The sequence below is a fragment of the Vibrio sp. 1249-1 genome (assembly GCF_033340495.1).
In genome coordinates, this window is record NZ_JAWOWJ010000003.1 from 361,659 (window position 1) to 386,645 (window position 24,987).

A 24,987-nucleotide genomic window follows, 5' to 3' on the forward strand; every position below is an offset into this window, starting at 1 on the left:
CTGACAGAATTCGAACAGAACTTGTGAGAATTTTATGAGAATTCGATGAAGTTGCTGATAGATTTGCTCGTCATTCTTAGAGACAAGAACGCAAAACGTTCGAAACGTAATGCTTAACCTACTCAGGTCACGAACAAAGAAGTAAAGCCGTACACATGGGCTTGGGTAGTTCAACCCTCATTAAAGGATGGAATCACAATGAAAAAACGTACCCAACTCGGACTCGTCATGACTTCAGTCGCTATGGCACTAGGCTCTGCATCAGTGAATGCGGCGGAATTGGAAATCACCGTGACAAACGCAACCAAAGGCATCTACTTTACGCCACTTATTGTTGCTGCACATGGCTCTGATCTTCAGATGTTCAGAACGGGTCAAGCAGCAACGCCAGAACTAGAAGCAATGGCAGAAGGCGGTGATATCTCTGGTCTTGCTAGTGTGATTGGTAACGCTGGTGGTGCGGTGGTTGAGAATCCTGCTGGTGGCATTTTGAATCCGGGTGTTGCAACCACCTTCACCTTGGACAGTGGCGACCACGGTTATCTTTCTCTGAGCGCGATGTTGCTGCCAACCAATGATGGTTTCGTCGGTCTAGATAGTTGGAAGATTCCAACGGAAGCGGGTACATACCGAGCAACGCTAAGAAGTTACGATGCCGGTACAGAAGCGAACGATGAACTTGCGTCTAGCATGCCAAACCCACCTTTCATTACCTTTGGTACTGGCGGCACAGGCGTTGAAGCAACGGTAACTAACGACAAGGTTCACGTGCATCCGGGTAACCTTGGTGATAGCGACCCAACCGGCGGCATCAGTGACCTAGACAGCAGCAGCCATCGTTGGTTAAACCCAGTTGCAACCATCACAATCGTTGTGAAGTAAGGGGGATGTATGAAATACAGAATCTTACTAGTAGCAGCTTCAATCGGCTTGCTCGCCGGTTGTCCAAGCGATGATGATAATGACGTAGTGAAATCGTACCGCTACACCGTCAACGTGGCGAACTTGACTGCGAATCAACCTATGTCTCCGCTCGCGGTACTCACTCACAATGGTGACTACCAACTGTTTGAAATTGGACAAGCGGCATCTGTTGAACTTGAGCATCTTGCCGAAGGCGGTAGTAACGCTGAGCTGATTGAGTTGATGAACAGCAATGACAGTGTTTACCAAGGTATTTCGGGTAATGGATTGGTGTTGCCGGGGGCATCGGACGAAGTCACCATCACGGTTGACCCTAATCGTTACGGTTACTTGTCAGTGGCGTCTATGTTCGTGAATACCAACGATGCCTTTGTTGGCGAAACGGGGCTATCGCTCAAATCGCTCGCAGTGGGTGAAAGCTATGAAATGAGCATGAACGTTTGGGATTCCGGTACAGAGCTAAACGATGAGCTTGCCGCAACCATTCCGGGCCCAGCAGGCGGCGGTGAGGGCTTCAATGCCGCCCGTAATGATAGCAATGACGTTGTTGCTTTCCATGCAGGTGTTGTTAGCCAAGATGACGGATTAGCAAACTCAGCACTTTCTGCGAACCATCGTTTCTTGAACCCAGGTGCGAAAGTCACCATCACTCGAGTCGAGTAACACAGGCTCCGATGACGTCTCCTTTCCAAAGCGCTTGTAGCCGAGCGCTTTATCCCTCATGGCGTCATCGGAACCTTTTTTGAAAGAATTTCTAATTTGTTCCGGTCATGTGCAAAGTGAGGATACTCGAAGGCAAGGAAAGGACCATGGAACAACAGGCAATCAATTTAGTCGCGAACATCTTGTTGGTGGAAGATGACGATGATTTGGCAGAACTGGTTCAGATGCATCTCAAGTTTCAAGGACACCAAGTGTCGCGAGCCACAAATGTCGCCGATGCTAAAGCGCAATATCAGCAACAACCCTTTGATTTATTGATCCTTGACCGAGGTTTGCCAGATGGTGATGGTCTAGACATCTGCCATTATTTGCGTCAGCAACAAGATTGGAGCCCAGTGCTCATGCTGACAGCCAGAGACGGTGAAATGGATAAGGTTGACGGTTTAGAAGCAGGCGTTGATGACTACATCACTAAACCATTTAGCGTATTAGAATTTCAAGCACGAGTGCGAAATGTGCTACGCAGAGTCAGCCAAACCGTAGAAGTCAAAGTAGCAAATGAAGTCCTCGACGATGCGATGGATTTTGGTCCGCTGAGAATCATTCCGGAGTTGCACCAAGTATCCCTAAACGATAAAGATGTCACTCTCACCGCGACAGAGTTTACTTTGCTGCAGTTTCTCGCGACTCGTCCGGGCAGAGTCTACAGTAAAGATGAATTGCTCGATCACGTTTGGAACACCAGTCATTCTGGTTATCACCACACTGTGTGTAGCACCATTAACCGTTTACGCAGCAAGTTGTCGTTGTCCGACTCTGATCATCACTTCATTCAAACTGTTTGGGGTGTTGGGTATAAGTTTCAACCAAGACACTAATGCAAGAAAGTAAGTCAAAACATCAAGCCAAGACAGTAAGTCTGCAGTTGTTTTCACCGTCATTTTTCAATCATCACGGGTGTTTCGGAAACACCGCTGTTTAAGGAGGCGATAGGATGAGCTTCAAATCTCGCTTGGTAGTATTTACTAGCTTGTGGTTCTGCCTCGCGGCGGTGGTGATTGCACTGACTTACAATTGGCAAAAAGAAACCATCGAGTTACGCACTAAACAAAGCCTGCATAAAGAGCTAGCTAGCCACATGCGTGATGATAACCCGCTGATGATCGGGACGGATTACAATCCGAAAGCGCTCAAGTCGATTTTTCACACGCTCATGCTGATCGGCCCTGATTTTGAAATCTACTTCCTCGATAGCCAAGGTAACATCACCACCCATGCAGCACCGGAAGGGGCGGAGATCATGGGGAAGGTGGATCTCAATCCCATTAAGCAATTCTTAAATGACCAACCTTTTCCTATTTTGGGTGAAGACCCACGTAATCGTGGTGAGCACAAAGTCTTTTCTGTCGCCGCGATAGAAGAATTAGGCTCTACGATCGGTTATCTCTACGTGGTGATTGGCAGTACCCGACATGACGCCATTGCCAATGCTCAAGTCGATACCCCTTACATCGCGCTGGCAGGATTGGTCTTAGTGTCCATTTTAGGCTTTGCTCTTGGAGCTTATGTGCTGGTCAAACGTAGCCTATTGAATCCGATTGAGCGCGTGACCAAGCAACTTCAACAGCAAGCTGAACATGATTTCCGCCTGCAACCTGATTTTACTCACCAAGTGCCAGAGCTTGTGCCGATTGCGCACTCTTATCAGATGATGGCGAAGCACATTCAGCAGCAGTTTTTACAGTTGGAGTATCAATCGTCTCATCGTCGTCAAAGCTTGTTGCAGCTTAGTCATGATTTAAAAACGCCGTTATCGAGTGTGCTTGGCTATTTGGAAACGTGGCGTTTGCAACATCCGGAATCTGATCCTTTGATTGATGTCGCTTTCCGAAATTGTGAGAAGCTCTCAACTCAATTACATTCTTTGTTAGACGCTGCGCGCAAAGAAGCTCCAATGCCAAATTACGAGTACCGCCCCGTAGATCTTGGCGTGTTGATGGCAGAATGTGCCGAAACGATGCAGAGCCAGTTTTCTCGTAAAGAAGTGGTGTTGAAAGTGGATATCGATAGCGAAATCCAAACTGTGGGTGACAAGGGGCTATTGGATCGGTTGGTATTGAACCTGCTTGAAAATGCATTGCGCCACAGCCCAATCGGCTCAGAAGTGCATTGCCAAGTGCATTTGAGTGAAGATAAGTCGCGTATCCACTTTACGTTCGTCAATCACATTGAGGAAGAAGCAGAGGGCGGTTCTTTGGGGATCGGGACGAAGATTGTCCAATCGATTTTAATGCTTCACCACAGCTACCTTGAGACCAATGCAACATCCTCTCAGTATCAACAGAAGTTCACACTTCTCGCAATCTAAAGAGAAGTGTGCGACATAAGTTAATGTTTATTCAATAACACCACATACGACGCGAGCGCCACCACCACCTAGCTTATTTGGGTGATCGGAGTGATTGTCACCACCTGCATGGATCATTAACGCTCGACCTTTTAAATCCGATAATTTTAGGCGAGGCGCGACAACGGGCTGATTGGCATTGCCGTCCATGTCCACATAGAGTGGAGGCAAGTCGCCTAAATGATTGTCATCGGTCCAAGGATAGCCATGCTTCCCTGTGTTGTTAGGATCATAATGGCCACCTGCTGCGCCGCCTAATACGGTTTTGTCATCCTTTTCTATGCTATCGCAAGATGGATTAGTGTGAACATGGAAACCGTGCACACCTGCTGACAAACCTGATAATTGAGGCGTAAAAACAACGCCATAATCACTTTGTGAAATCTCAATGGTACCCGCACTCTCATTGGTGTTGAGAGCAGTCATTTCTACCGTTTTTGCTAGCGCGTTAGGGGCGGCGACAAGAGCGGATGCAACTGAAATGCATAGCAATCCTTTTAACATGGGACCTCCTTCTTTTAGGGTGTACGCTCAAGCACATATTAGTGAAAACCTGTTTTACTTATGTATGTTGAGCGGTGAGTTTATGTCATAGAGTGATGTGTATCACTTTATGGTCTTAAACTGATATCTCGATCCGAAATCAGCTTTCTTTTATTTAGTCTTAACATATTGAGATCGTTAAGATATAAAAAGAATAGACGCCAATCTTAAAATAGCCTGAATATTTTTAAATTAACGCAAAGTTAAATTTTTAATGACTTTATAACAAAGCTCATAATTGTTTTATAAAGAATTTGGTGGAATTGTCCGCAATAAAGAATAGTCAAATTAACGAATATATTAATGTGAACATTGTTGTTTATAGATTTGTGGTCAAACTGTTGCTTATATCATCAAATAAGATAAAAAATTGGAACTAAAGTCACTTAATGGCAGAGGAAAAAATTAAACTCTGATTGTAATGGGTAATAATGTTTTAGTAACAGATAGTTACGCACTTAAAATTAATAATATGGCTAATTTCCGACAAGGATTGAAAAAGATGAAAGACAAGGAATCTATTCAGACTAATAGCAGCCGCCGTAATTTTCTGAAAGGCGCAACAGGAGCTGTTGTTGCTGGTGTGAGTGCTTCCGCTTTCTCAGGCGTAGCTCAAGCACGAGAACAGAAAATTGATTGGAGCAGCCGCGGGCTAGGTAGAAAACACGATAAGCGCTTCTGGCGTAAAGTGCGAAGACAGTTCGTTTTGGACAAACGAACCACTTACATGAACATTGGTACAACAGGTTCAATGCCAAAACATGTTCTTGAAGATTACGAGCATAACAACAAGCTGGTGGCTAAATATCCTTGGGATATGAAAGGCAAATTTGGCTCTTGGCCGTATGTTTCTGAGATGGTTAAAGACGTCGCACCAGGTTTTGGTGCTAACCCAGAAGAGATCATTCTCAGCCGCAACACTACTGATGGCTTATGCTCGATCATTAATGGCTTACACTTTGAACCAGGTGATGTGATTCTAACGACACACCATGAACATATTGCTGCAACATCACCGATGAACGTAGCGAAACATCGTTTTGGTGTGGATGTGGTAGAAATTCAACTACCAGTATTTACTGGTACCGAAAACGTTTCTGAGCAAGATTACATTCAAGCGTTCCGAGACGCGCTTGATGCGAATCAAAACGTTCGCCTAATTGTTTTCTCTCATATCACATACAAAACAGGAACCGCGCTACCAGCAAAAGCCATTTGTGCTTTAGCAAAAGAGTATGGTGTGCCTACTCTTGTTGATGGCGCGCATACGGTCGGTATGTTTGACCTTGATTTCCACGATATGGATTGTGATTTCTATGCAGGATCTGGTCATAAGTGGCAGTGTGGTCCGGGCGCGACAGGTATTCTGTATGTTCGTGATAATGGTAACCGTTTGAATGAGTATTGGAGTGACCGAGAGAACCCGTTATGGTTGATCAACTCCTCACTTTCTCATGCTGATTACCTGGGTAAACAGCTGCAAATGCAATACATTGGTAACGATAACTATCCTGCGAAACAAGCACTAGTTGATAGTTGCAAAATGTGGGATGAGATTGGTCGAGACCGTATCGAAGAGCGAGTTGTAAGCCTTGGTAGTTTATGTAAAACCTTGCTTCAAGAGTACTTACCACAAGCCAAAATGTATTCACCAAACGTGGAGGGCTTAACCAGTGGCTTAACGACGGTTAATCCGTTCTCCGATGTAACTAATGAAGAGATACTGACGGAATTCCGAGATCGTTTACGTGAAGAGTATGGTTACATCATCCGTACGACTAGCTTTAAGCTGCATAAGGATGATGACTTTGATACTTACGCGCTGCGTATCTCTACGCATTTGTTCCATGACGAACAAGATGTGGAAGGGCTCGTAGTGGCGATGACGAATTTGTATTACTCGTCGTTCTAACATCGTTGTTTATCACTCAAGCGCCCATTATTGGGCGCTTTGTGAAAGGTAAGGATATTATTATGTCAGTCATAACATTCAAAAGAACTTTAGCGACGGTGGCGCTCATGGTTACCTCTGTTGCGTCATCTGCCGCTTGGTCAGACGATTTACAACAAATCCGTGAACGCGGTGTACTGCGTCACATTGGTGTCCCGTACGCTAACTTTGTCTCCTATATTGAACAAGGTGAAGTGGAAACTTTGACTGGCTTGGATGTAGAGATAATAAAAGGTTTTGCCAAGTCGTTAGGTGTTCAGTACCAGTATGTTCCAGCACAGTGGAGCGACGTGGTTGGTAAGTTGACAGGGCAAAATGTGCAATATCACAACAAGCAGGCTGTTGTCGGAGAAAGTGTTCCAATTGAAGGCGACTTGATCGCAAATGGCGTTACTATTCTTGATTGGCGCTCTGAGGTTGTCGATTTTTCACAAGATTATTTTCCTTCAGGTGTATGGTTGGTTTCCAGATCCGACTCTAGTCTGAGCCCGATTAAACCAAGTGGGTCGGTCAATGAAGATGTTAAAAACGTCAAGCAGCTGATCGATGGTCGCGAAGTGTTAGCTTTAGAACATTCTTGCTTGGATCCTAACCTTTATGACTTATATGACACAGGTGCAAAAGTTATATTACCTGATGGGGCGCGTCTCCTTAATGAGATGGTTCCAGCGATAATGAAAAATGATGCGGAAAGCACATTATTAGATGTTGCGGATACGCTAATTGCCCTCGAAAAATGGCCGGGCGAAATAAAAGTCATTGGCCCTATATCTGAAAATCAAAAAATGGCTGTTGCATTCCGTAAAAATTCCCCTGAATTACGCAAAGCATTTGATCGTTATTTAAACTCGATAAAAAAAGACGGTTCATACGAAAAATTAGTAAAAAAATACTATCCATCTATTTACTACTTTTATAACGATTACTTTATAGAAGATAAAAAGAAAGTCCGATGAATAAGGCCGTTAAAAAATTTTCCAGTAAAAGATTTATTACAATAAGCGCAATATTAGTTTCAATTTACCTAGCTATGCTTATTACTGTGACTAGCGTAGGTCAAAATAAATTAAAAGAATCTCAATACAGAGAACTAGATTTAAAAGTTAAAAGTTATGCAAGCACACTCGATAATTTATTTACCATAGCGAGTGAAGATGTTGATAATCTAGCTACAGATAAAACAATACAAACATTCTTTGGTAATTTAGCTTCTGGAATGTCAATGGAGTATGGGTTAGGTGCCAGTTTAATTAATTTAAAGCGTCGCTTCGATGAGAAGATAGACAGTAAGCTAATTAATAGCAGCCAAATCTATAAAAAGCTCACGCTGGTAGGCAGTGATGGAGTCACCATTGTCACCACTGGATCTGAAAACCTTGCCGAGCACAAAATGGACATACAAACCTTAATGACTCAACACGGGCATCCCGAAGAGGTTTGTGCGACGCGATACAATGATGACGTTCGCATTCAAGTCATTAAGCAAGTTAAGTTCTCCGGAAAGCCTGTTGCTTTTTTAATTGCCGATCTTAATAAGAATATTGTTATTGACCAACTTACTAACCAAGAACACGAAGATAGTTATAGCCGAATGGTGCTAAAAATAAAAGACGTGGAAATGGTTGTATGGGATACCATAAATAAAATACCTTCTCACAATAAGGATGAGAACTATTTCGTTTCTGAGGCTGTAGACGGAAAAATTTACTTTGAAGTGCCTGTGGATAAACATCACTTTAAATTGATGGCGTGGTTCGAGCCTTTGAGTGAACGAGATATATTTACATCACGGCTCTTTATTATTGGTTTGAGTATTCTGGCCGTTATGATCGTCATTGCTTTATGTTATGCATTCATCACGAACAATAATAGGATTGAATTGAAAATTAAGCTTGAAGAAGAAAAAAAGCGTAAAGATATTCTTTCTCAACAGAATAAAAAATTAACGAACGAAATTGAACGTCGAAAAGCGTCTGAAAAAGAACTCGCCTTCCAAGCTAAATATGACACATTAACTAATTTGCCTAATCGTAGTTATGGTTCCGAGCGATTGGCTTTGGAGTTAATTAGGGCATCGCGTAGTGGGTCTAAAGTTTTGGTGATGTTCATCGACTTAGACCACTTCAAGCAGATTAACGATTCAATGGGACACTTTGTTGGGGATGAAATCCTTAAACTAAGTGCTCAGCGACTGTATCAAGTCGCGAGAAAAACAGACTTATTGGCGAGAATTGGTGGGGATGAGTTTTTACTCGTCATCCCTGATTTGCCTGATAATGATACTGCAAAGCGAGTTGCTTCAAGTGTACTTTCGGCGTTTAACGATCCGTTTGTTTGGAACAACCATGAATTCTTCTTGAGTAGTAGCGTCGGAATGTCTGTGTTCCCGGATGACGGAGACAACGCTGAGCAGCTTCTTGCATGTGCAGATATGGCAATGTATCGGGCGAAACAAGATGGGCGTGATGGCTTTTGTTTTTATAACCATAATATGAACCAAGATTTGCAACGCTATTTGGATCTGGAAAATCGTCTGAGAAGTGCGATCTCCAATCAGTTGTTAGAACTGTATTATCAGCCAATTATTGAGCTGAGTAGTGGTAAAATCGTAGGGGCAGAAGCGCTAATGCGTTGGAATGATGACAAGTACGGATTCGTAAACCCTGAAGAGTTTATCTCTATTGCAGAGAAAAATGGTTTAATTCATCAAATTGGTGAGTTTGCTATTCAACAAGCGTGTCGACAAGCGGCACAATGGCAAAGTCTGACTCCGTTGTTTGTTTCTGTAAACTTTTCTAGTGTTCAATTTAGGTATTGCGAGCGCTTACTTACGTTTATTAAACACAGCCTTGAGGAGTCTGGTCTTCCGTCAGATAAGTTCGATATTGAAGTGACAGAAAGTCTCCTCTTCAATCACGATTCTGAGCTATTAGACATGCTTAATAACTTACGAGCGTTAGGCACCAAACTTACTATTGATGATTTTGGTACTGGTTATTCTGCGCTGAGTTACTTGCAGAAGTTTCCGTTCGACCGCTTAAAGATTGATCGTAGCTTTATGCAAAATATGTTCGAGAACGACTCAGACCGCGAGCTTGTGAACGTAATCATAGCAATGGCGAAAGCGCTGGATCTTAAGATCGTCGCAGAAGGCATCGAAGAACAGCGTCATGTGGATTACCTGAAAAACCTAAACTGTGAGTTCGGACAAGGTTTCCACTATAGCCGACCATTACCTGCTAAGGACTTTGAAGCACTTTTGGCTAAGCCTACCTGGCTATAATTCCTTTTATAACAACCTCATAGAAAAGCATTAATTGAATTTATGCCTAGGATTCATTAATGCTTTTCCACCTTAAGGTATAATCCTTCCTCCTTCCTTGAATTACACTACAATTAATTGATGAGTGATAGCCCGTGACGCCCGTCACATAAAGGCTAAGCCTAATTCTAAACGAGTAAATACTCGCCAAAATAACTAGGAAGGAATTTCAAATGTCTTCTGCATTCTACCAACAGATTCAGCAGCAAATCGAAGAAGTAAAGGCGGAAGGCCTTTACAAATCAGAGCGTGTCATCATGTCTCAACAGCAAGCGGCTGTTAAAATCTCTACTGGTGAAGAAGTACTAAACTTCTGTGCGAACAACTACCTTGGTCTTGCTAACCACCCGGCACTTATCGAAGCGGGTAAAGCAGGCATGGACGAGCACGGCTTTGGTATGGCTTCAGTACGTTTTATCTGTGGTACGCAAGACATCCACAAAGAGCTTGAGCAGAAGCTTTCTAAGTTCCTAGGTAAAGAAGATACGATTCTTTACACATCATGTTTCGACGCAAACGCGGGCCTATTTGAAACTATTCTAGGCAAAGAAGACGCAATCATCTCTGACGCTTTAAACCACGCGTCAATCATCGACGGTGTTCGTCTATGTAAAGCAATGCGTTTCCGCTACTCAAACAACAACATGGAAGAGCTAGAGCAACAACTGATCGCTGCGAAAGAAGCAGGTGCTCGCCACATTCTTATCGTAACGGACGGTGTGTTCTCAATGGACGGCGTAGTAGCAAACCTTCCGGCTATCTGTGACCTAGCAGAGAAGTACGGCGCGTTGACTATGGTTGATGACTCTCACGCTGTTGGCTTCATGGGCAAAACAGGTGCAGGTACGCACGAGCACCACAACGTAGTTGACCGTATCGACATCATCACTGGTACGCTAGGCAAAGCAATGGGCGGCGCTTCAGGCGGTTACACATCTGGTAAAGCGGAAGTGATTGACTGGCTACGTCAGCGTTCTCGTCCATACCTATTCTCTAACTCTGTTGCACCAGCAATCGTAAGCGCTTCTATCCGCGTTCTAGATCTACTAGAAGAGAGCGGTGACCTACGTGATCGTCTATGGGAAAACGCAGCACACTTCCGTACTCGTATGGAAGACGCTGGTTTCACAATGGGTGGTGCTGACCACGCAATCATCCCAATCATGCTTGGCGACGCAAAAGTAGCAGCAGAATTTGCAGAGCGTGCGCTGGAGAAAGGCATCTACGTAATCGGCTTCTCATTCCCTGTAGTACCAAAAGGTCAAGCACGTATCCGTACTCAAATGTCTGCGGCGCACTCTCGCGAGCAACTAGACCGTGCAATCGACGCGTTCATCCAAGTTGGTAAGGACATGGGTCTTATTTAAGATTCTAGGCCTTAGACAATAGGGCCTTTAATTAAGGTTACATTATGAAAATTAAAGCATTATCAAAGCTAAAGCCTGAAGAAGGCATCTGGATGACTGAGGTTGATAAACCTGAAGTCGGCCATAACGACATTCTGATCAAAATTAAGAAAACCGCTATCTGTGGTACAGACGTACACATCTATAACTGGGACGAATGGTCACAAAAAACCATTCCAGTGCCTATGGTTGTCGGTCACGAATACGTGGGTGAAGTGGTTGCGATTGGTCAGGAAGTTCGTGGCTTTGAAATCGGTGACCGCGTATCTGGCGAAGGTCACATCACGTGTGGTCATTGTCGTAACTGTCGTGGTGGCCGTACTCACCTATGTCGTAACACAATTGGTGTGGGTGTTAACCGTGAAGGTGCATTCGCTGAATACCTAGTGATCCCAGCGTTCAATGCGTTCAAGATCCCTGAAGGCATCTCTGACGATCTAGCGTCTATCTTTGATCCGTTTGGTAACGCAGTACACACAGCACTTTCTTTCGACCTAGTAGGCGAAGACGTGCTTATCACAGGTGCTGGCCCAATCGGTATCATGGCAGCGGCAGTAGCAAAGCACGTTGGTGCTCGTCACGTAGTGATCACAGACGTGAACGAATACCGTCTAGAACTTGCTCGTAAGATGGGTGTAACACGCGCAGTAAACGTTGCTGAAGAGAAGCTTGAAGATGTAATGGCTGAGCTAGGCATGACAGAAGGCTTCGACGTTGGTCTAGAAATGTCTGGTAACCCAGCAGCATTCAACTCAATGCTAACCACAATGAACCACGGTGGTCGCATTGCACTACTCGGTATTCCACCGTCAGACATGGGTATCGACTGGAACCAAGTTATCTTCAAAGGCTTGGTGATCAAAGGTATCTACGGTCGCGAAATGTTCGAAACTTGGTACAAGATGGCTTCACTGATCCAATCTGGTCTGGATCTATCGCCAATCATCACGCACCACTACAAGATTGATGACTTCCAAGAAGGCTTCGATGTAATGCGCAGCGGTATGTCAGGCAAAGTTATTCTTGATTGGGAATAACTTATTCAAGTAAGAAATGCGCTCCTTTTTGGGGCGCATTTTTGTTTAATGAAGATTTTTGTTTCGGGAAGAAATGGTCGCCAATCTTTTCTAAACTTCTCGTATCGTTCTGCTACTTTTTTAAGATTCTTTCCACTCAACTTCGCCCTACCTTCTAACTCATTGTCGATTCTGTATTTGGAATAAGATAATAACCATTTGTTTTTAGTGGTTATTATTTAGAATTACATGCTTAAAAATCGTCATTTTTAAGTTTAATGTTTTTATTTGCTGTTCGTCTTTATCCTTATCCTGCTTCTTTTTATTGTTTTACATTTTATATGCATTTGGTTTTTCATAATTGAGCTATAACTAATAAAAAGGTTACCGATATACAGTGGAATGTAAAAATGGAGCTTTATATGAAAAGATTTTATCTGATGATGCCTCTGCTCTTAACCTCATTTAGTTGGCAAGCGAGTGGAGCGTCAGTGAGCGGTACGATTGATGTTTCAATTAACCTTGTACAAGGTTGTGTGATTAATGGAAATAATGCGGTAGATGCCGCTTCTGGCGTTGGCTTTGGCTCACTCGCCTTTGGAGACGTGCCTGCAATCTTCAGTGAACAAGATGGTGTGGTAAATGGTGGTAGTGCGACGGGTATTGAAGTGCTTTGTAGTAATGGTGTGACACCGACGTTTACATTGGGCACCGGATTGTATGATGCAAGTGCGACCGTTGGTACCTACGCGATGTCAAATGGCGCGCAATTTATTGATTATACGTTGTTTACCGACTCAGACCGAAGCACACAAATTATACAAGGTGGGACGGTAGCTCTGTCTGAATTTACTAGTGCAACATCGCAAACTATTGAGCTTTTTGCGAAAGCTTACGGTACGAGCAGCATTGCCGGTACATACTCCGATACCATCAGTGTGACGCTAAGCTGGTAAAACGTGACGCTGGTTGTTAGGGGCTTTTCACTTGTCGCGATGAGTTTGTGCTCTTTAACTGTGCTGGCTGATGCGACACAAACTTTTCAGGTGTCTGCCACCGTAGATACAGGTTGTTTGATTAACGGCGCAGTACAAGAAGAAAGCGCAACCCAAGCCGGGCAAATAGGCACGTTAGATTTTGGTGAGCATTCTTCAGTTTACGCGACGGAAGTACAAGGCAGCATCACTTACAGTTCATCACTCACATTAAGCTGTACTCCGGGTATTACGATGAATGTTTCCGTAAATGGCGGGATGAATGCATCGGATGGTGTACGTAAGCTAAAGCACAGTGAAGAAGCGACAACGGTAGGTTACTTTTTGTTCCAGGATCTAAATTACACGCAGGTGCTTGATATTGACACGCAATATTCCGTCGATACTGACCAAGACCCAGATAATATTCAGTTTCCTATCTGGGCAAAGGCGACAATAAATGGGAATGAAATGGCTGGAATTTATATGGATACGCTTACGCTGACATTAGAGTGGTAAGTGAACTTTGGAGGGGTGAAATGGAATTCATACTCAAAAAACTATTATTAATAACCTTCCTTTTTGTTTTTTTCTCAAATGCCAACGCTAACTCATTATTAATTTGGCCGATTTACCCCAAAATATCAGAGGAGAGTAATGCAACATCACTTTGGATGGTAAATAAAGGCAGTGTTGATTCTTATTTACAGGTGAGAATTTTTAAGTGGGAACAAAACGAAGGAGAAGATAGCTATTCAAGTCAAAGCCAGTTAATTGCAACCCCTCCGTTTGTCAAAATTGAACCAGGTGAAAAGCAGTTAATCCGCATCATCAACCAAGATGAAGCCTCTGCGGGCAAGGAGTATGCATACCGAGTGATCATAGATGAATTACCGCCAACTCAAAACCCTCAAACAGAATTGACGGAAAATGAACTCGCTGTAAAAGTCCGAATGCGTTACTCGATACCTTTGTTTATTTACGGGAAAGGGCTGACTGATACTCAAAAACCAAACCGTGACAGTGAATTATGGGATGATTTACAGGCACAGTTTATTAAGAAAAATAATCAGCGTTTTGTTCACATTAAAAATTCAGGAAAACACCATGTTCGCTTAGTGAATTTACAATTGAACCTACCAAATAAAGATCCTGTCGTTATTTCCGATGGACTAGCTGGCTATATTCTTCCTGAACAGTATAAGGTTTGGTCTATTCCCCATAGTAATGTTAGACCTATGAGTTTGAGCGCGAATATTGGAGGTAAACGTTACCAAATACCATTGAAGCAATAATGAATAGATTTAATACAATGAATGCTTTCTTTTGGTTGATATTACTTAGCGTAACGTGGAGCAGTATTGGTCTTTGTGCAAATTCAGCAAACCACTTCTCTGAGCTACCGAGTCCTGAAAATTTCTCTTTAGAAAAGTTTGAGAATATCAGCCTCAATCTGGAGTTGGTGATCAATCAAAGAGCAACAGGGCTTGTTGCGAAAGTTGAGCGAGTTGGCGATCAGTTCTTTTTGCTCCGGGAGGACCTCATTTCAGTTGGGGTTACCGCCAAGTCGTTGCCTGGAACCGAAGAGAGACTTGAGGTTACGTCTATCCCAGGTGTTAACGTGCGTTACTTGCAATCGTCATTGCAACTTGCAATTGACGTACCGCCTAATTGGTTACCGATGCAGAACTTATCAGCGCAGGATATGGGGCGATTTTCCCCGGCTCAGTTTGGGCGTGGTGGCCTGCTTAACTACAACGTATTTGGTGTGTACGAGAACGAAAGCCGACAAAAGGAGGTTTCTATAAATCATGAAGTCAGAGCCTTTTCTGAGTTTGGCGTTTTTTCTACTACCGGGATATTTAAATCTAACTTTCATCGCGATGTTCAGTCCCAGCAAAGCAGCCAGTACACTCGTTTTGATACGAGTTACGAGTACGTCAATCAAGAGAAGCGAATTCGTATGGAGGTAGGGGACTATATTGTTCGCCCTTTATCTTGGAGCCAACCAGTAAGACTGGCGGGTATTCAGTTGTCGCATGATTTCTCTATGCGTCCGGATGTCGTGACGACGCCGTTACCTGCATTTTACGGTGAAGTCACAGCGCCCACTACGTTAGATTTGTTTATCAATGGCTTTAAAACTGACTCAATGAATGTTGGTCCCGGTCCTTTCATTATTAACGATATTCCAATGCTCTCTGGTGCTGGGGAAGCAACGGTAATTGCAACGGATGCTCAGGGTAAGCAAACGGTCATGACCAGCCCATTTTTTCTCTCTTCCGATCTACTCAAGACCGGATTTACATCTTACAGTGCGAGTATTGGTGCGATCAGAGAAAATTTCGGTAATGCATCTAACGACTATGGAGACGGTGGCGTGGTTACCGCTCTGCGTCATGGCATGACTGATTGGTTAACATTAGAAGCTCAAGCTGAAGCAAAAGATGACCTGATCGTTGCGGGGCTGGGCTTTGTCACCAATGCTTTCAACTTGGGTACGGTGGATGCCTCGTTTCGTGTGAGTAATTTTCAGGATCAATCTACCTCATATGCGCTAGGTTATAGTTATCAGTCTCGGCTGTTTAGCTTCGCTGCTCGAACTCAAGTAGAACAAGCCGACTTTTATACCTTATCTCATTTACCAAATTATGAAATGCTCGATGAAGGCAAGGACGCTTCACTCGCGTCGCGCCATCTATCACAAATCAATATGGGAGTCCGTTTGGGAGATTGGGGCTCACTTTCTGGTGGGTACTTTGATATTCAACAATCCGACTCAGATTCACGTACCCTAAACCTTACTTATAGCTACGCTCTGCCTTTTAATATCAATATGTCCCTTTCTTACAACCATAGTATTGGTGGTCAGAGTGTTACGTTGGCGCAATTCTCTCTACCTTTCAGTTCTTTGGGGGGAAGTTCGGGGCTAACGCTGAAAAGAGAGGACGATGGCGATGTGCGAGGGCGAGTGGGTTACAGCCGCCTTGCGCCAATACGAGGTGGATGGGGCGTCAATTTAGCGCATGATATTAACGAACACCCAGAAAACCGTAAACAGGCCGATTTGACCTACCGTGCGTCATGGGCGCAGTTCAGAGCGGGGTTAAATGGCACCAGTGGCGACTATGATTATTTTGCGGAAATGGCAGGTTCAGTCTCTACGTTGGATGGAGAAATATTCCCAGCGAATGAAGTGTATGACAGCTTTGCGGTAGTGAGCACCAGTGGTTTTGAAGGTATTCCGGTTAAATATGAGAATCAAATTGTCGGAGTGACAGACGATGAAGGTTACCTACTTGTTCCTTGGGCTACGGCGTATTACACCGCCAAATATGAAATCGATCCACTTAATTTACCAGCCAATGCTGCGTTTTCTGCGACAGAGCAGTTTGCTTCGATACATTCGGGCTACGGCTACCTGTTAGAGTTCCCAATAGAGCTACAAATTGCACTGAGCATGACGGTGGTAGACGAAAATCATTTGTTCCTTCCGATTGGTACATATGGCCGCTCAGAAACGGGCTTAACAAGCCAAATTGGTTGGGATGGTTTTACCTACTTTGAAGGCGTTGACCCAGGCCGCTACATTCAGTTTTATCCTCAAGGACAGCCGCCATGTAAAGTGTTTATTGAGGGGTTGTATCAGCGTGAGAGTCAAAAAATACAAACATTGCCTGAGCAGGTTTGTATCAAAGCCGAAGAAGAGGGCGCACTATGATTTTGCGCCGCTGGCTTGCTAGCCTACTTCTCTTTTTCTCGTTCTCGACAATGGCTTGTCAGCTCACGGCGGCAACACCTTTAATCTTGTTTGGCAATGTTTCTTCGTGTACTGTTTCAAGCTCTCAGCAGCAAAGCTCAGCTCAGCCTCATGCGGGGATTACGTGTGACTTTTCTACACTTGTGTCTTTGTTAAGTGGCGACTACGTATCAGCAACGTTTAACAGCATAAATAATGGTTTGCTATTAAATGAGGATGATCCGAGTTCGGAGCTCAGCTATCAGATTTTTGGCGATCCAGGTCTTTCACAAGAGTATGTATTCGGCCAAACTTACAATTTTTTTGAAATCGGGTTACTCGATTTACTCGGGTTGTTTGGCACTCAAGCTGAGTTTCCGCTTTATGCTCGGACGGGAGTGGGTAGTAATCTTTCCGCTGGGACTTATAAAGACCAAATCACCGTATCCTGGATTTGGGATTACTGTAAGGGGATCGGGGTTCTAGGGGTATGCATTGGCCGCACCAATGGCAGCGCTCAAAGCGTGATTACGGTTGAGTTGGAAGTGACCCCTGATTGTATGATCACGGCGCCAGATATTGATTTTGGTTCGTCCCCATTAGTGGCCGGTTTTGAGCCAGTCAGTCAGGTTATATCGTTAACTTGTACCAAGAATAGTTCCTTCTCCATTGGCTTGAATGACGGCCTAAATGCGTCCGGCGGTCAGCGGCGAATGATTTTTAGTGGTCACTATTTGGAGTATGAAATCTATAAGTCATCAACGATGGAGCGCTGGGGAGGCACCAGTTCTGAACGTCGTGAACACAGTGACGTCGATACTGGCGGCTCCATTCCGGATGGTATCACGCCACAGAATTATAATTATCGCGCGCAGATACTAACCAGCCAAACGACCCCTCCTGCTGGTACTTACACCGACTCAATAATCGTTGACGTTCAATTTTGAGCATCATGTCAATTACATCATTAGAGGCTTCTATTCCAAAAATCTTTTGTAATCATAGTTTTCACTCTGTCACTGCTTAATTTTGTGAGATTAGTATGGCTTTATTCTCACGGAATTTAACTTTCAGAAATAAGGAAAATGATGAAGAAGTCACTAACAACATTAGGTTTGGCACTGGTATTTACAGGAACAGCTTATGCAGCAAGCTGGGGCTACGAGGGAAACCATGGGCCAGCTCATTGGGGTGAGTTTGCATCTGAGTGCGCGAAAGGTCAAAACCAGAGCCCAATCAACATTGAATCGGCGACCGAAGCGAAGCTAGAAAAATTGAATTTCGACTACGAAGGTAAGGCAATTTCACTGCTGAACAACGGTCACACTTTACAGATTGGTTTAGAAGGCAAAAACACACTCACCATTGATGGTAAAGAGTTTACGTTGAAACAGTTCCACTTCCATACGCCATCTGAAAACCATGTGGATGGTAAAGAATACCCACTAGAAGTACACTTTGTGCATGCCGACAAAGTAGGTCATCTAGCTGTTGTCGCGGTGTTCTTTAAACTGGGTGGCGCGAACCCAGATCTAGCTAAGATGCTAGCTAACATTCCAACTAAAGATCAAGATGTTACCATCAAGGTTCCATTTGATGCGGATGCCCTTATCCCAAGTGATAAAGACTACTACCGCTTTAACGGCTCACTAACGACACCACCATGCTCTGAAGGTGTGCGTTGGTTGGTGATGAAAGAAGCACAAACTATTTCTCCTGAGCAGATAAAATCTTTTTCGGAAGTCATGGGGAAAAACAATCGCCCAATCCAACCGCTGAATGCACGTATGGTGTTAACGCAACAATAACCACTTCATGCGAAGAAAAATAAAAAGCCCGCTTAAACACAGCGGGCTTGATTATTTGGGTATTGGTGAGAACTAGAAGCCGTGATCTTCTTGCTCTTCCGCTTTTACCATTTGTATAGGATCAAGCTTAAGCGTCTGAGTAGGGAACGCGATATCTGCATCGTGTTCTTTAATGATGTTGATTACCTTAAGCAGTATGTCCTGCTTAACCTCATGGTATCTCACCCAATTCACGGTTTTAGTAAAGGTATAGATAAAGAAGTGCAACGATGATGGACCGAATGTATCGAAGTTGACGATAAGTGTTTGGCGTGCATCAATGTCTTTGTGATTTTTCAGCATTTCTTTTACCGCGGTGATAATTTGCGGCATTTTTTCTGCATCGTCGTAACGAAGTCCAATTTTTTCGTAGATGCGTCGGTTCAGCATGCGAGATGGGTTTTCTACGACAATGCTGCTAAACACTGAGTTTGGCACATACAGTGGACGCTTATCGAAAGTTCGGATAATGGTCATACGCCAGCCAATGCGTTCTACCGTCCCCTCTATTTGTCGGTCTGGAGAACGGATCCAATCGCCAACTTTAAATGGACGATCGAAGTAGATCATAAGACCTCCAAAAAAGTTAGACAGCAAATCCTTCGCCGCTAAACCGACGATCAAACCACCAACACCACCGAAGGTAAGTAGGCCCGATAGTGACAGACCAAATGCCTGCATTACGGTTAGAATTCCGACGGTAATAAAGAACAGGCGCGCGACCTTAGCTATCGCTTGTACTGTTGTTTCATCTCGGTTCTTTTGTTCGAGAACATGCTCTTCAACATTGGTAATGAGCCGCATAACGGTCCATACGAAGATGCTGATGATTAAAATCAGTTTCAGCGTACTTAACCAGTTTATTTTATCGTTGAGCTCGCTCTCTAATATGATGCCGATAGAGACGGTTGCTGGCCAACACCAAATGAGTGTACTGACTGGCGCTTTTAGCGCATCAAGCAACATGTCATCCCAGTGGAAGGGTGTTTTCTCTACGAGCGCAGCGAGGCGAGAGCGGATCAGCCGCCAAGCTATCCAAGCTATAAAGCTAGCGAGCGTAATGAAAAGGACGCTCCCACTCCAATTTTGATGAGACGTTTCAATGTAGCTTTGTAATTCGGTAAACCACTGTGGCATATGTAACTTATTTCTAGTGAACCATGGAAGGAAAGGTAGCAGATATTACTCCTTCACCCCAGTGATTTCCTTTAAATCATTTACTTATGTCTAAACCGTCCGAGATGGACTTTTCCTTCCGATGACAAGAGAGTCACCTCAATGTTCTGTTGAGCGACCGCTTCATGCATGTTCAGAGGTACGCTACCAATGATTGAGGGTTGATATTTGGACGATCAATTATAACTTCTCTGACTTATCGCTAACATTTATCTTAAGTAAGTGTGAGAGTGTATTGGCTCTTGAATTAGCGGAGGCAGATATGGAATTTACAGAGCTGGATCGAAACGCGCTCTACGACATCTGGATGTCACAAAAAGCCAAAATGCACATCACTCAAATGGAAATGGCGAAGCGCCTTGGTTTGAGTCTACACGAGTTTTCTGGCTTGTTACGTGGTAATTCTCCACTGACGCTAGGTTTTGTAAAACAGCTATGCGAGCAGCTACATGTACGTCCTGGTCAGGTGATTCCGTCTTTGACGGAGCGTGATCTATCTGCATCTGGTACCGTTTATTTACAAAATCGTGTGACGGTGGATGGCGATATCAGTAACGTGTTCATCGACGGAAACCAAGTCGTGATCGAGTACGTTCACCAAGTTAGCTAGCTTGCTCGTCAAATTATCGGGTTGAAGAGCAATAAAAAACGAGCCACTGTTGGCTCGTTTTTTCGTTTCTGTTTTGCTCGCTTGCAAAGATTATGGGATTTTCACTAGCGAATCGCGTGAAAGATCCGCGATAGACTTAGCGCCAGTCAGCGTCATTGCTACACGCATTTCTTTATCGTACAGATCCAGTAGATTTTCAACGCCTGCTCCGCCTTGTGCTGCCAATGCGTATACAAATGAACGGCCAAGAAGCGTACAGTCTGCACCAAGTGCGAGCATACGAACGACATCAAGACCAGTACGAATACCAGAGTCTACGAAGATCTTAAGATCACCTTTTACCGCATCCGCAATGCTTGGTAGTGCTTTAGCACTTGAAAGTACGCCATCTAACTGACGGCCACCATGGTTAGATACCACAATGCCATCTGCGCCGAAACGTACCGCATCTTTCGCGTCTTCTTCATCTAGAATGCCTTTGATAACCATTGGGCCATCCCAAAAATCACGAATCCACTCAAGATCTTTCCAGGAGATAGAAGGGTCGAAGTTTGCGCCTAACCAGCCGATGTAATCTTCTAGCTTTGTTGGTTCGCCACGATAAGTTGAGATGTTACCTAAGTCGTGCGGTTTACCAAGTAGACCCACATCCAGCGCCCAGCTTGGGTGGCGCATCGCCTGGAATACACGACGCATGGCCGCGTTAGGACCACTCATACCTGAGTGCATGTCACGGTAACGTGCGCCAGGAACTGGCATATCAACGGTAAACACCAGCGTTGTTACGCCTGCTGCTTTTGCACGCTCAAGTACGTTTTTCATAAAGCCACGGTCTTTAAGCACGTAAAGCTGGAACCACATTGGACGTTCAATTGCAGGTGCGACTTCTTCAATCGGACAAACTGAAACAGTCGACATAGTAAATGGGATGCCTTTTTTCTCGGCTGCTTTTGCTGCTTGCACCTCGCCTCGGCGCGCGTACATACCAGTTAGACCAACAGGAGCTAGCGCGATTGGCATTGCCAGTTTCTCACCGAAGATCTCGGTTTCGAGGCTCAAATCTGTCATATCGCGTAGGACGCGTTGGCGAAGAGCGACATCACCTAAATCGTCAGTATTACGCTTCAGCGTGCGTTCGTCGTATGAGCCGCCATCAATATAATGGAATAGAAACGGGGGAAGCTTGGCTTTCGCGGCAGCGCGGTAGTCAGTAGAAGCTGAGATAATCATAATGGTGTCCTAGCGGTTATTCTAAGCAAAGTTGTGGAGCAATTTGCTCTTTCGTTGAGTCTTCATCGCAAAGCAGTGAAGACATCAAAATGAGTATAGTTACCTATGGTTCACTTACGTTTGAATCGGTGATGTTGGTAACCCATTTACATAATTGGTTGAAAAATTTTATTAAATCACTCAATCAGTTATGCAAACTGGAAAGGGTGACACAGCTGTCGGGGGAATTGATGTAGCAAGCTAAATCAACATGTCGGGGTAGTAGTGCAGACAGCTGTGTCAAATTAGGCAGGGCTGTAAACCCTGCATTTCGCGTTACTTCATTAAGACATCTGTCATTTGGAAGCCATAAATCAGCACCAATCCAATAATGCCTGTCATTACAATGTAGTAGAACGTAGGGATAATCGTCTTACGCAATGTTGCGCCTTCTCGACCAAGCAAACCTACCGTGGCTGATGCGGCAACAACGTTGTGAATCGCAATCATGTTACCTGCGGCAGCACCGACGGCTTGGAGTGATACAACAATCACGCTCGAAATAGACAACGTTTGTGCCACTTCGAATTGGAACTGGCTGAACATCATATTTGATACCGTGTTTGAGCCAGCGATGAACGCACCCAGTGCACCAACGGTGGCACTCAGCGCTGGGAACGCAGAACCAACAAGGTCAGAGGCGAAGTTTGCGGTTGTGACGGGCATACTTGCTAGGTCAGCACCGTTGATGCCTGAGTTGATAAAGATACGAACCATCGGAATGGTAAATACCAAGACAAAACCCGCCCCAATCAGTGTTTTGCTTGACTCGCCAAATGCTTCACGCAATGGCTTTACGCTGCCGCTTTGTAACATTGCAGCAAGTAGTGCGACAAACACCAGAATGCCACCAGGAAGGTATAACGGCTGAATCGCAGCGCTAACGCCAGTCTCACCAAGAATGTTGCTGAACGACAAACTTACGCTTTGTACAAAGCCTTTCAGTTCTGGGCTTACGCGGCTTGCGACGAGAATAACTGCCAGCATTACATATGGAACCCAAGCTTTTACGATGCTCATTGGCTTGCCCGGATTGTCGTTTAGATCGACTTTTAGCGAACCTAACCACTCTGCAGGCCATTTGTCTTCGCTTTCGAAATCCCACTTAGTCTTTGGTACTAAGAAGCCTTTTTTCGCTGCGGTAACAACGATAGACAGACCAACCAAACCACCGATAAGTGAAGGGAACTCTGCGCCCAAGAATACGCCGGTTAACGCGTATGGAACGGTGAAAGAGACACCAGCGAATAACGCAAATGGTAGAATATCCAGGCCTTCACTCCAGCTTCTGTTCTTGCCGAAGAAACGTGTTAACATCATCGCCATTAATACCGGGATCATCGTACCTACGACTGCGTGAATGACAGCAACGTGCGCTGTGATATCTTGCAGGTACATTTCCCACGTTGCACCTTGTGCGGCCAACGACTCACTGATGTTATGGGTGTCTAAACCTTTGTTTACACCTACGATGATAGGCGTGCCTACCGCGCCGAATGAAACAGGCGTAGACTGAATCATCATGCCCATTAGGACAGCGGCTAGCGCAGGGAAGCCGATTGCAACCAGCAGTGGTGCAGCGATTGCTGCCGGGGTACCGAACCCAGATGCGCCTTCAATGAACGAGCCAAAGCACCAAGCAATGATGATGGCTTGTACACGGCGGTCAGCCGAAATATCGGTAAATCCATTACGGATTGTGGTGATCGCTCCAGTGTGTTTTAAAGTGTTGAGCAAGAAGATGGCACCAAACACGATCCATAGAACAGAGACAGTAATGCCGAGTCCTTGGAATACGGAAGCCAGTACGCGATTGGCTGACATATCCCAAAACATAAGTGCGATAGCGACGGTTAGACCGAACGCAACAGGCATGGCTTTTTTAGCAGGCCAGTTGAGACCAACCAATAAGATGGCGGCAACAACAATTGGCGAAAATGCCACTAGGGCAAGTAGGGTTTCACTCATTTGTACATCCTTCGTACGCTGACTTCTCGAACGGTGTCAATCCGCTGTAGAGGTGACTTTTTGTTGTAATGGTTTTGTTAATTTGGCGTGAATTTACTCCTTTATTTTTTGTTGATATAGGGAAATAATGAAAATAATTAATTCCAAAAGTGACATAATGGTATGAGAGCAGACGACTTAATCCTATTTTCTCAAGTAATCGAACTTGGCAGCTTTAGTAAGGTTGCAGAGGCAAATAACCTTACAAATTCGGTAGTTAGCAAAAGAATGGCGAGGTTGGAGGAAGAAATAGGGGCTCAGCTATTATATCGAACAACGCGCAAATTAACCTTGACCGAGGCAGGTAAGGTGTTACTCCACAGTGCTAAAAATGTGAAGCAGGCCACTCAGGAGGCTATGGATGCTGTTGCAGGCTTTGGAGAGAATGTGAGCGGTCATATAAAAATGTCCGTGCCGTGTATCTCTGGAGATTTGATACTTGCTGATGCTGTTGCCGAATTTTGTAACCTTCATCCGGGTCTGACCGTGGACATGTCATTGGATAATCGCTTTGTCGATTTAGTGGCTGATGGTTACGATTTAGTCATTCGAACTGGCTACTTAGCCGACTCTAGTTTGATCGCACGACATATTCTCGATTCCCAATGGGTGGTATGCGCGTCACCTTCTTATATTGCGAAAAATGGGAAACCGATCGAGCCGATTGATCTCACCACGCACAATTGTCTGCAATACGCTTACCAAACCACAGGTGCAACGGATTGGGAGTTTAAAGGAGAAGATGGCAATTACATCGTCAAAGTATCGGGCTGCTTTTCTACTGATAACGCGACCGCATTACGTAAAGCCGCTCTGGGCGGCCATGGTATTGCTTACGTCCCGCGCTGTTTGGTGTATCACGATATTCGTAATGGTCAACTGGTGGATATTTTTCCTGAATTAGTAGGTAAAAAGTTGGGTATCTACGCGGTGTATCCGTTTACTCGTCAACCACCGAACAAAGTGAAGCTGCTTATTGAGCACATTCGTGACCGATACTTAACGATATCTCATTATTTCTAGGTTCTTCATAGATTTAAAACAATGTCGTTGAAATCAAAATAGGGTGCTCTAAGGTAATCACCGCAATAAAACGATTGAAGATAAACAACTTAATAAAAACAACGGAGTAA

General features: G+C 44.4%; 21 protein-coding genes. 17 read left to right on the top strand and 4 right to left on the bottom strand.

The genetic code is table 11. From position 1 onward, the window contains the following. Positions 1-198: 198 nt before the first annotated feature. The 4 genes from R7Z50_RS08395 (at position 199) to R7Z50_RS08410 (ending at position 3,955) form a co-directional block, all read left to right on the top strand. A complete protein-coding gene (locus R7Z50_RS08395; protein WP_005384002.1) occupies positions 199-882 on the top strand; it encodes a spondin domain-containing protein in 684 nt (227 codons plus the stop codon). 9 nt (positions 883-891) lie between these two features. Beyond that, positions 892-1,587 (top strand): spondin domain-containing protein, encoded by a 696-nt coding sequence (locus R7Z50_RS08400; protein WP_053350032.1) that lies wholly within the window; start codon positions 892-894, stop codon positions 1,585-1,587. 146 nt (positions 1,588-1,733) lie between these two features. Continuing rightward, positions 1,734-2,465, top strand: coding sequence for a response regulator transcription factor (locus R7Z50_RS08405; protein WP_206959466.1), 732 nt, complete (start codon positions 1,734-1,736; stop codon positions 2,463-2,465). A 116-nt stretch (positions 2,466-2,581) separates the two neighbouring features. Next, the gene (locus R7Z50_RS08410) at positions 2,582-3,955 is read left to right on the top strand and encodes a HAMP domain-containing sensor histidine kinase (protein WP_318149010.1); all 1,374 of its coding nucleotides are present in this window, start codon (positions 2,582-2,584) and stop codon (positions 3,953-3,955) included. Positions 3,956-3,982: 27 nt separating this feature from the next. On the opposite strand, the gene R7Z50_RS08415 is transcribed toward R7Z50_RS08410, so the two are convergent. After that, positions 3,983-4,498 (bottom strand): superoxide dismutase family protein, encoded by a 516-nt coding sequence (locus tag R7Z50_RS08415; RefSeq protein ID WP_017635497.1) that lies wholly within the window; start codon positions 4,496-4,498, stop codon positions 3,983-3,985. Between the two features lie 541 nt (positions 4,499-5,039). Here R7Z50_RS08415 and R7Z50_RS08420 point away from each other — a divergent pair. The 11 genes from R7Z50_RS08420 (at position 5,040) to R7Z50_RS08470 (ending at position 18,753) form a co-directional block, all read left to right on the top strand. Then, positions 5,040-6,449, top strand: coding sequence for an aminotransferase class V-fold PLP-dependent enzyme (locus tag R7Z50_RS08420; RefSeq protein ID WP_005375092.1), 1,410 nt, complete (start codon positions 5,040-5,042; stop codon positions 6,447-6,449). A gap of 62 nt (positions 6,450-6,511) precedes the next feature. Further along, positions 6,512-7,444, top strand: coding sequence for a transporter substrate-binding domain-containing protein (locus R7Z50_RS08425; protein ID WP_042521667.1), 933 nt, complete (start codon positions 6,512-6,514; stop codon positions 7,442-7,444). Then, positions 7,441-9,771 (top strand): putative bifunctional diguanylate cyclase/phosphodiesterase, encoded by a 2,331-nt coding sequence (locus tag R7Z50_RS08430; protein ID WP_138939440.1) that lies wholly within the window; start codon positions 7,441-7,443, stop codon positions 9,769-9,771. The genes R7Z50_RS08425 and R7Z50_RS08430 overlap by 4 nt, the downstream gene beginning before the upstream one ends. A gap of 212 nt (positions 9,772-9,983) precedes the next feature. Then, positions 9,984-11,177, top strand: coding sequence for a glycine C-acetyltransferase (locus R7Z50_RS08435; protein WP_171345512.1), 1,194 nt, complete (start codon positions 9,984-9,986; stop codon positions 11,175-11,177). Positions 11,178-11,221: 44 nt separating this feature from the next. Next, the gene (gene tdh, locus R7Z50_RS08440; protein ID WP_005383983.1) at positions 11,222-12,253 is read left to right on the top strand and encodes an L-threonine 3-dehydrogenase; all 1,032 of its coding nucleotides are present in this window, start codon (positions 11,222-11,224) and stop codon (positions 12,251-12,253) included. A 389-nt stretch (positions 12,254-12,642) separates the two neighbouring features. Further along, positions 12,643-13,188: a spore coat U domain-containing protein gene (locus R7Z50_RS08445; RefSeq protein ID WP_005375099.1), complete on the top strand. Its 546-nt coding sequence runs from the start codon at positions 12,643-12,645 to the stop codon at positions 13,186-13,188. Positions 13,189-13,227: 39 nt separating this feature from the next. Beyond that, positions 13,228-13,725 carry a spore coat U domain-containing protein gene (locus R7Z50_RS08450; protein ID WP_318149028.1) on the top strand — a complete coding sequence of 166 codons (498 nt, stop codon included), beginning with the start codon at positions 13,228-13,230 and terminating at the stop codon, positions 13,723-13,725. Between the two features lie 20 nt (positions 13,726-13,745). Continuing rightward, complete coding sequence (locus R7Z50_RS08455) at positions 13,746-14,501, top strand: molecular chaperone (protein ID WP_170889972.1); 756 nt, start codon at positions 13,746-13,748, stop codon at positions 14,499-14,501. Next, positions 14,501-16,927 carry a fimbria/pilus outer membrane usher protein gene (locus R7Z50_RS08460; protein ID WP_394628226.1) on the top strand — a complete coding sequence of 809 codons (2,427 nt, stop codon included), beginning with the start codon at positions 14,501-14,503 and terminating at the stop codon, positions 16,925-16,927. Before R7Z50_RS08455 ends, R7Z50_RS08460 begins: the two co-directional genes overlap by 1 nt. Further along, positions 16,924-17,892, top strand: coding sequence for a spore coat protein U domain-containing protein (locus tag R7Z50_RS08465; protein WP_318149011.1), 969 nt, complete (start codon positions 16,924-16,926; stop codon positions 17,890-17,892). Before R7Z50_RS08460 ends, R7Z50_RS08465 begins: the two co-directional genes overlap by 4 nt. Positions 17,893-18,033: 141 nt before the next feature. Further along, positions 18,034-18,753: a carbonic anhydrase gene (locus tag R7Z50_RS08470; protein WP_017820518.1), complete on the top strand. Its 720-nt coding sequence runs from the start codon at positions 18,034-18,036 to the stop codon at positions 18,751-18,753. A gap of 72 nt (positions 18,754-18,825) precedes the next feature. On the opposite strand, the gene R7Z50_RS08475 is transcribed toward R7Z50_RS08470, so the two are convergent. Continuing rightward, on the bottom strand, positions 18,826-19,929 hold the full coding sequence (locus R7Z50_RS08475; RefSeq protein WP_005375107.1) for a mechanosensitive ion channel family protein: 1,104 nt from the start codon (positions 19,927-19,929) through the stop codon (positions 18,826-18,828). Between the two features lie 301 nt (positions 19,930-20,230). Between R7Z50_RS08475 and R7Z50_RS08480 the strand changes: the two genes are divergently transcribed. After that, a complete protein-coding gene (locus tag R7Z50_RS08480; protein ID WP_005375109.1) occupies positions 20,231-20,578 on the top strand; it encodes a helix-turn-helix domain-containing protein in 348 nt (115 codons plus the stop codon). 90 nt (positions 20,579-20,668) lie between these two features. Here R7Z50_RS08480 and lldD read toward each other — a convergent pair whose 3' ends face one another. Then, complete coding sequence (lldD, locus tag R7Z50_RS08485) at positions 20,669-21,808, bottom strand: FMN-dependent L-lactate dehydrogenase LldD (RefSeq protein WP_005383962.1); 1,140 nt, start codon at positions 21,806-21,808, stop codon at positions 20,669-20,671. 315 nt (positions 21,809-22,123) lie between these two features. Further along, positions 22,124-23,815 carry an L-lactate permease gene (locus R7Z50_RS08490; protein WP_005375111.1) on the bottom strand — a complete coding sequence of 564 codons (1,692 nt, stop codon included), beginning with the start codon at positions 23,813-23,815 and terminating at the stop codon, positions 22,124-22,126. A 162-nt stretch (positions 23,816-23,977) separates the two neighbouring features. Here R7Z50_RS08490 and R7Z50_RS08495 point away from each other — a divergent pair, with 162 nt between their 5' ends. Then, a complete protein-coding gene (locus R7Z50_RS08495) occupies positions 23,978-24,877 on the top strand; it encodes a LysR family transcriptional regulator (RefSeq protein WP_005375112.1) in 900 nt (299 codons plus the stop codon). The last annotated feature ends 110 nt before the right edge of the window (positions 24,878-24,987 follow it).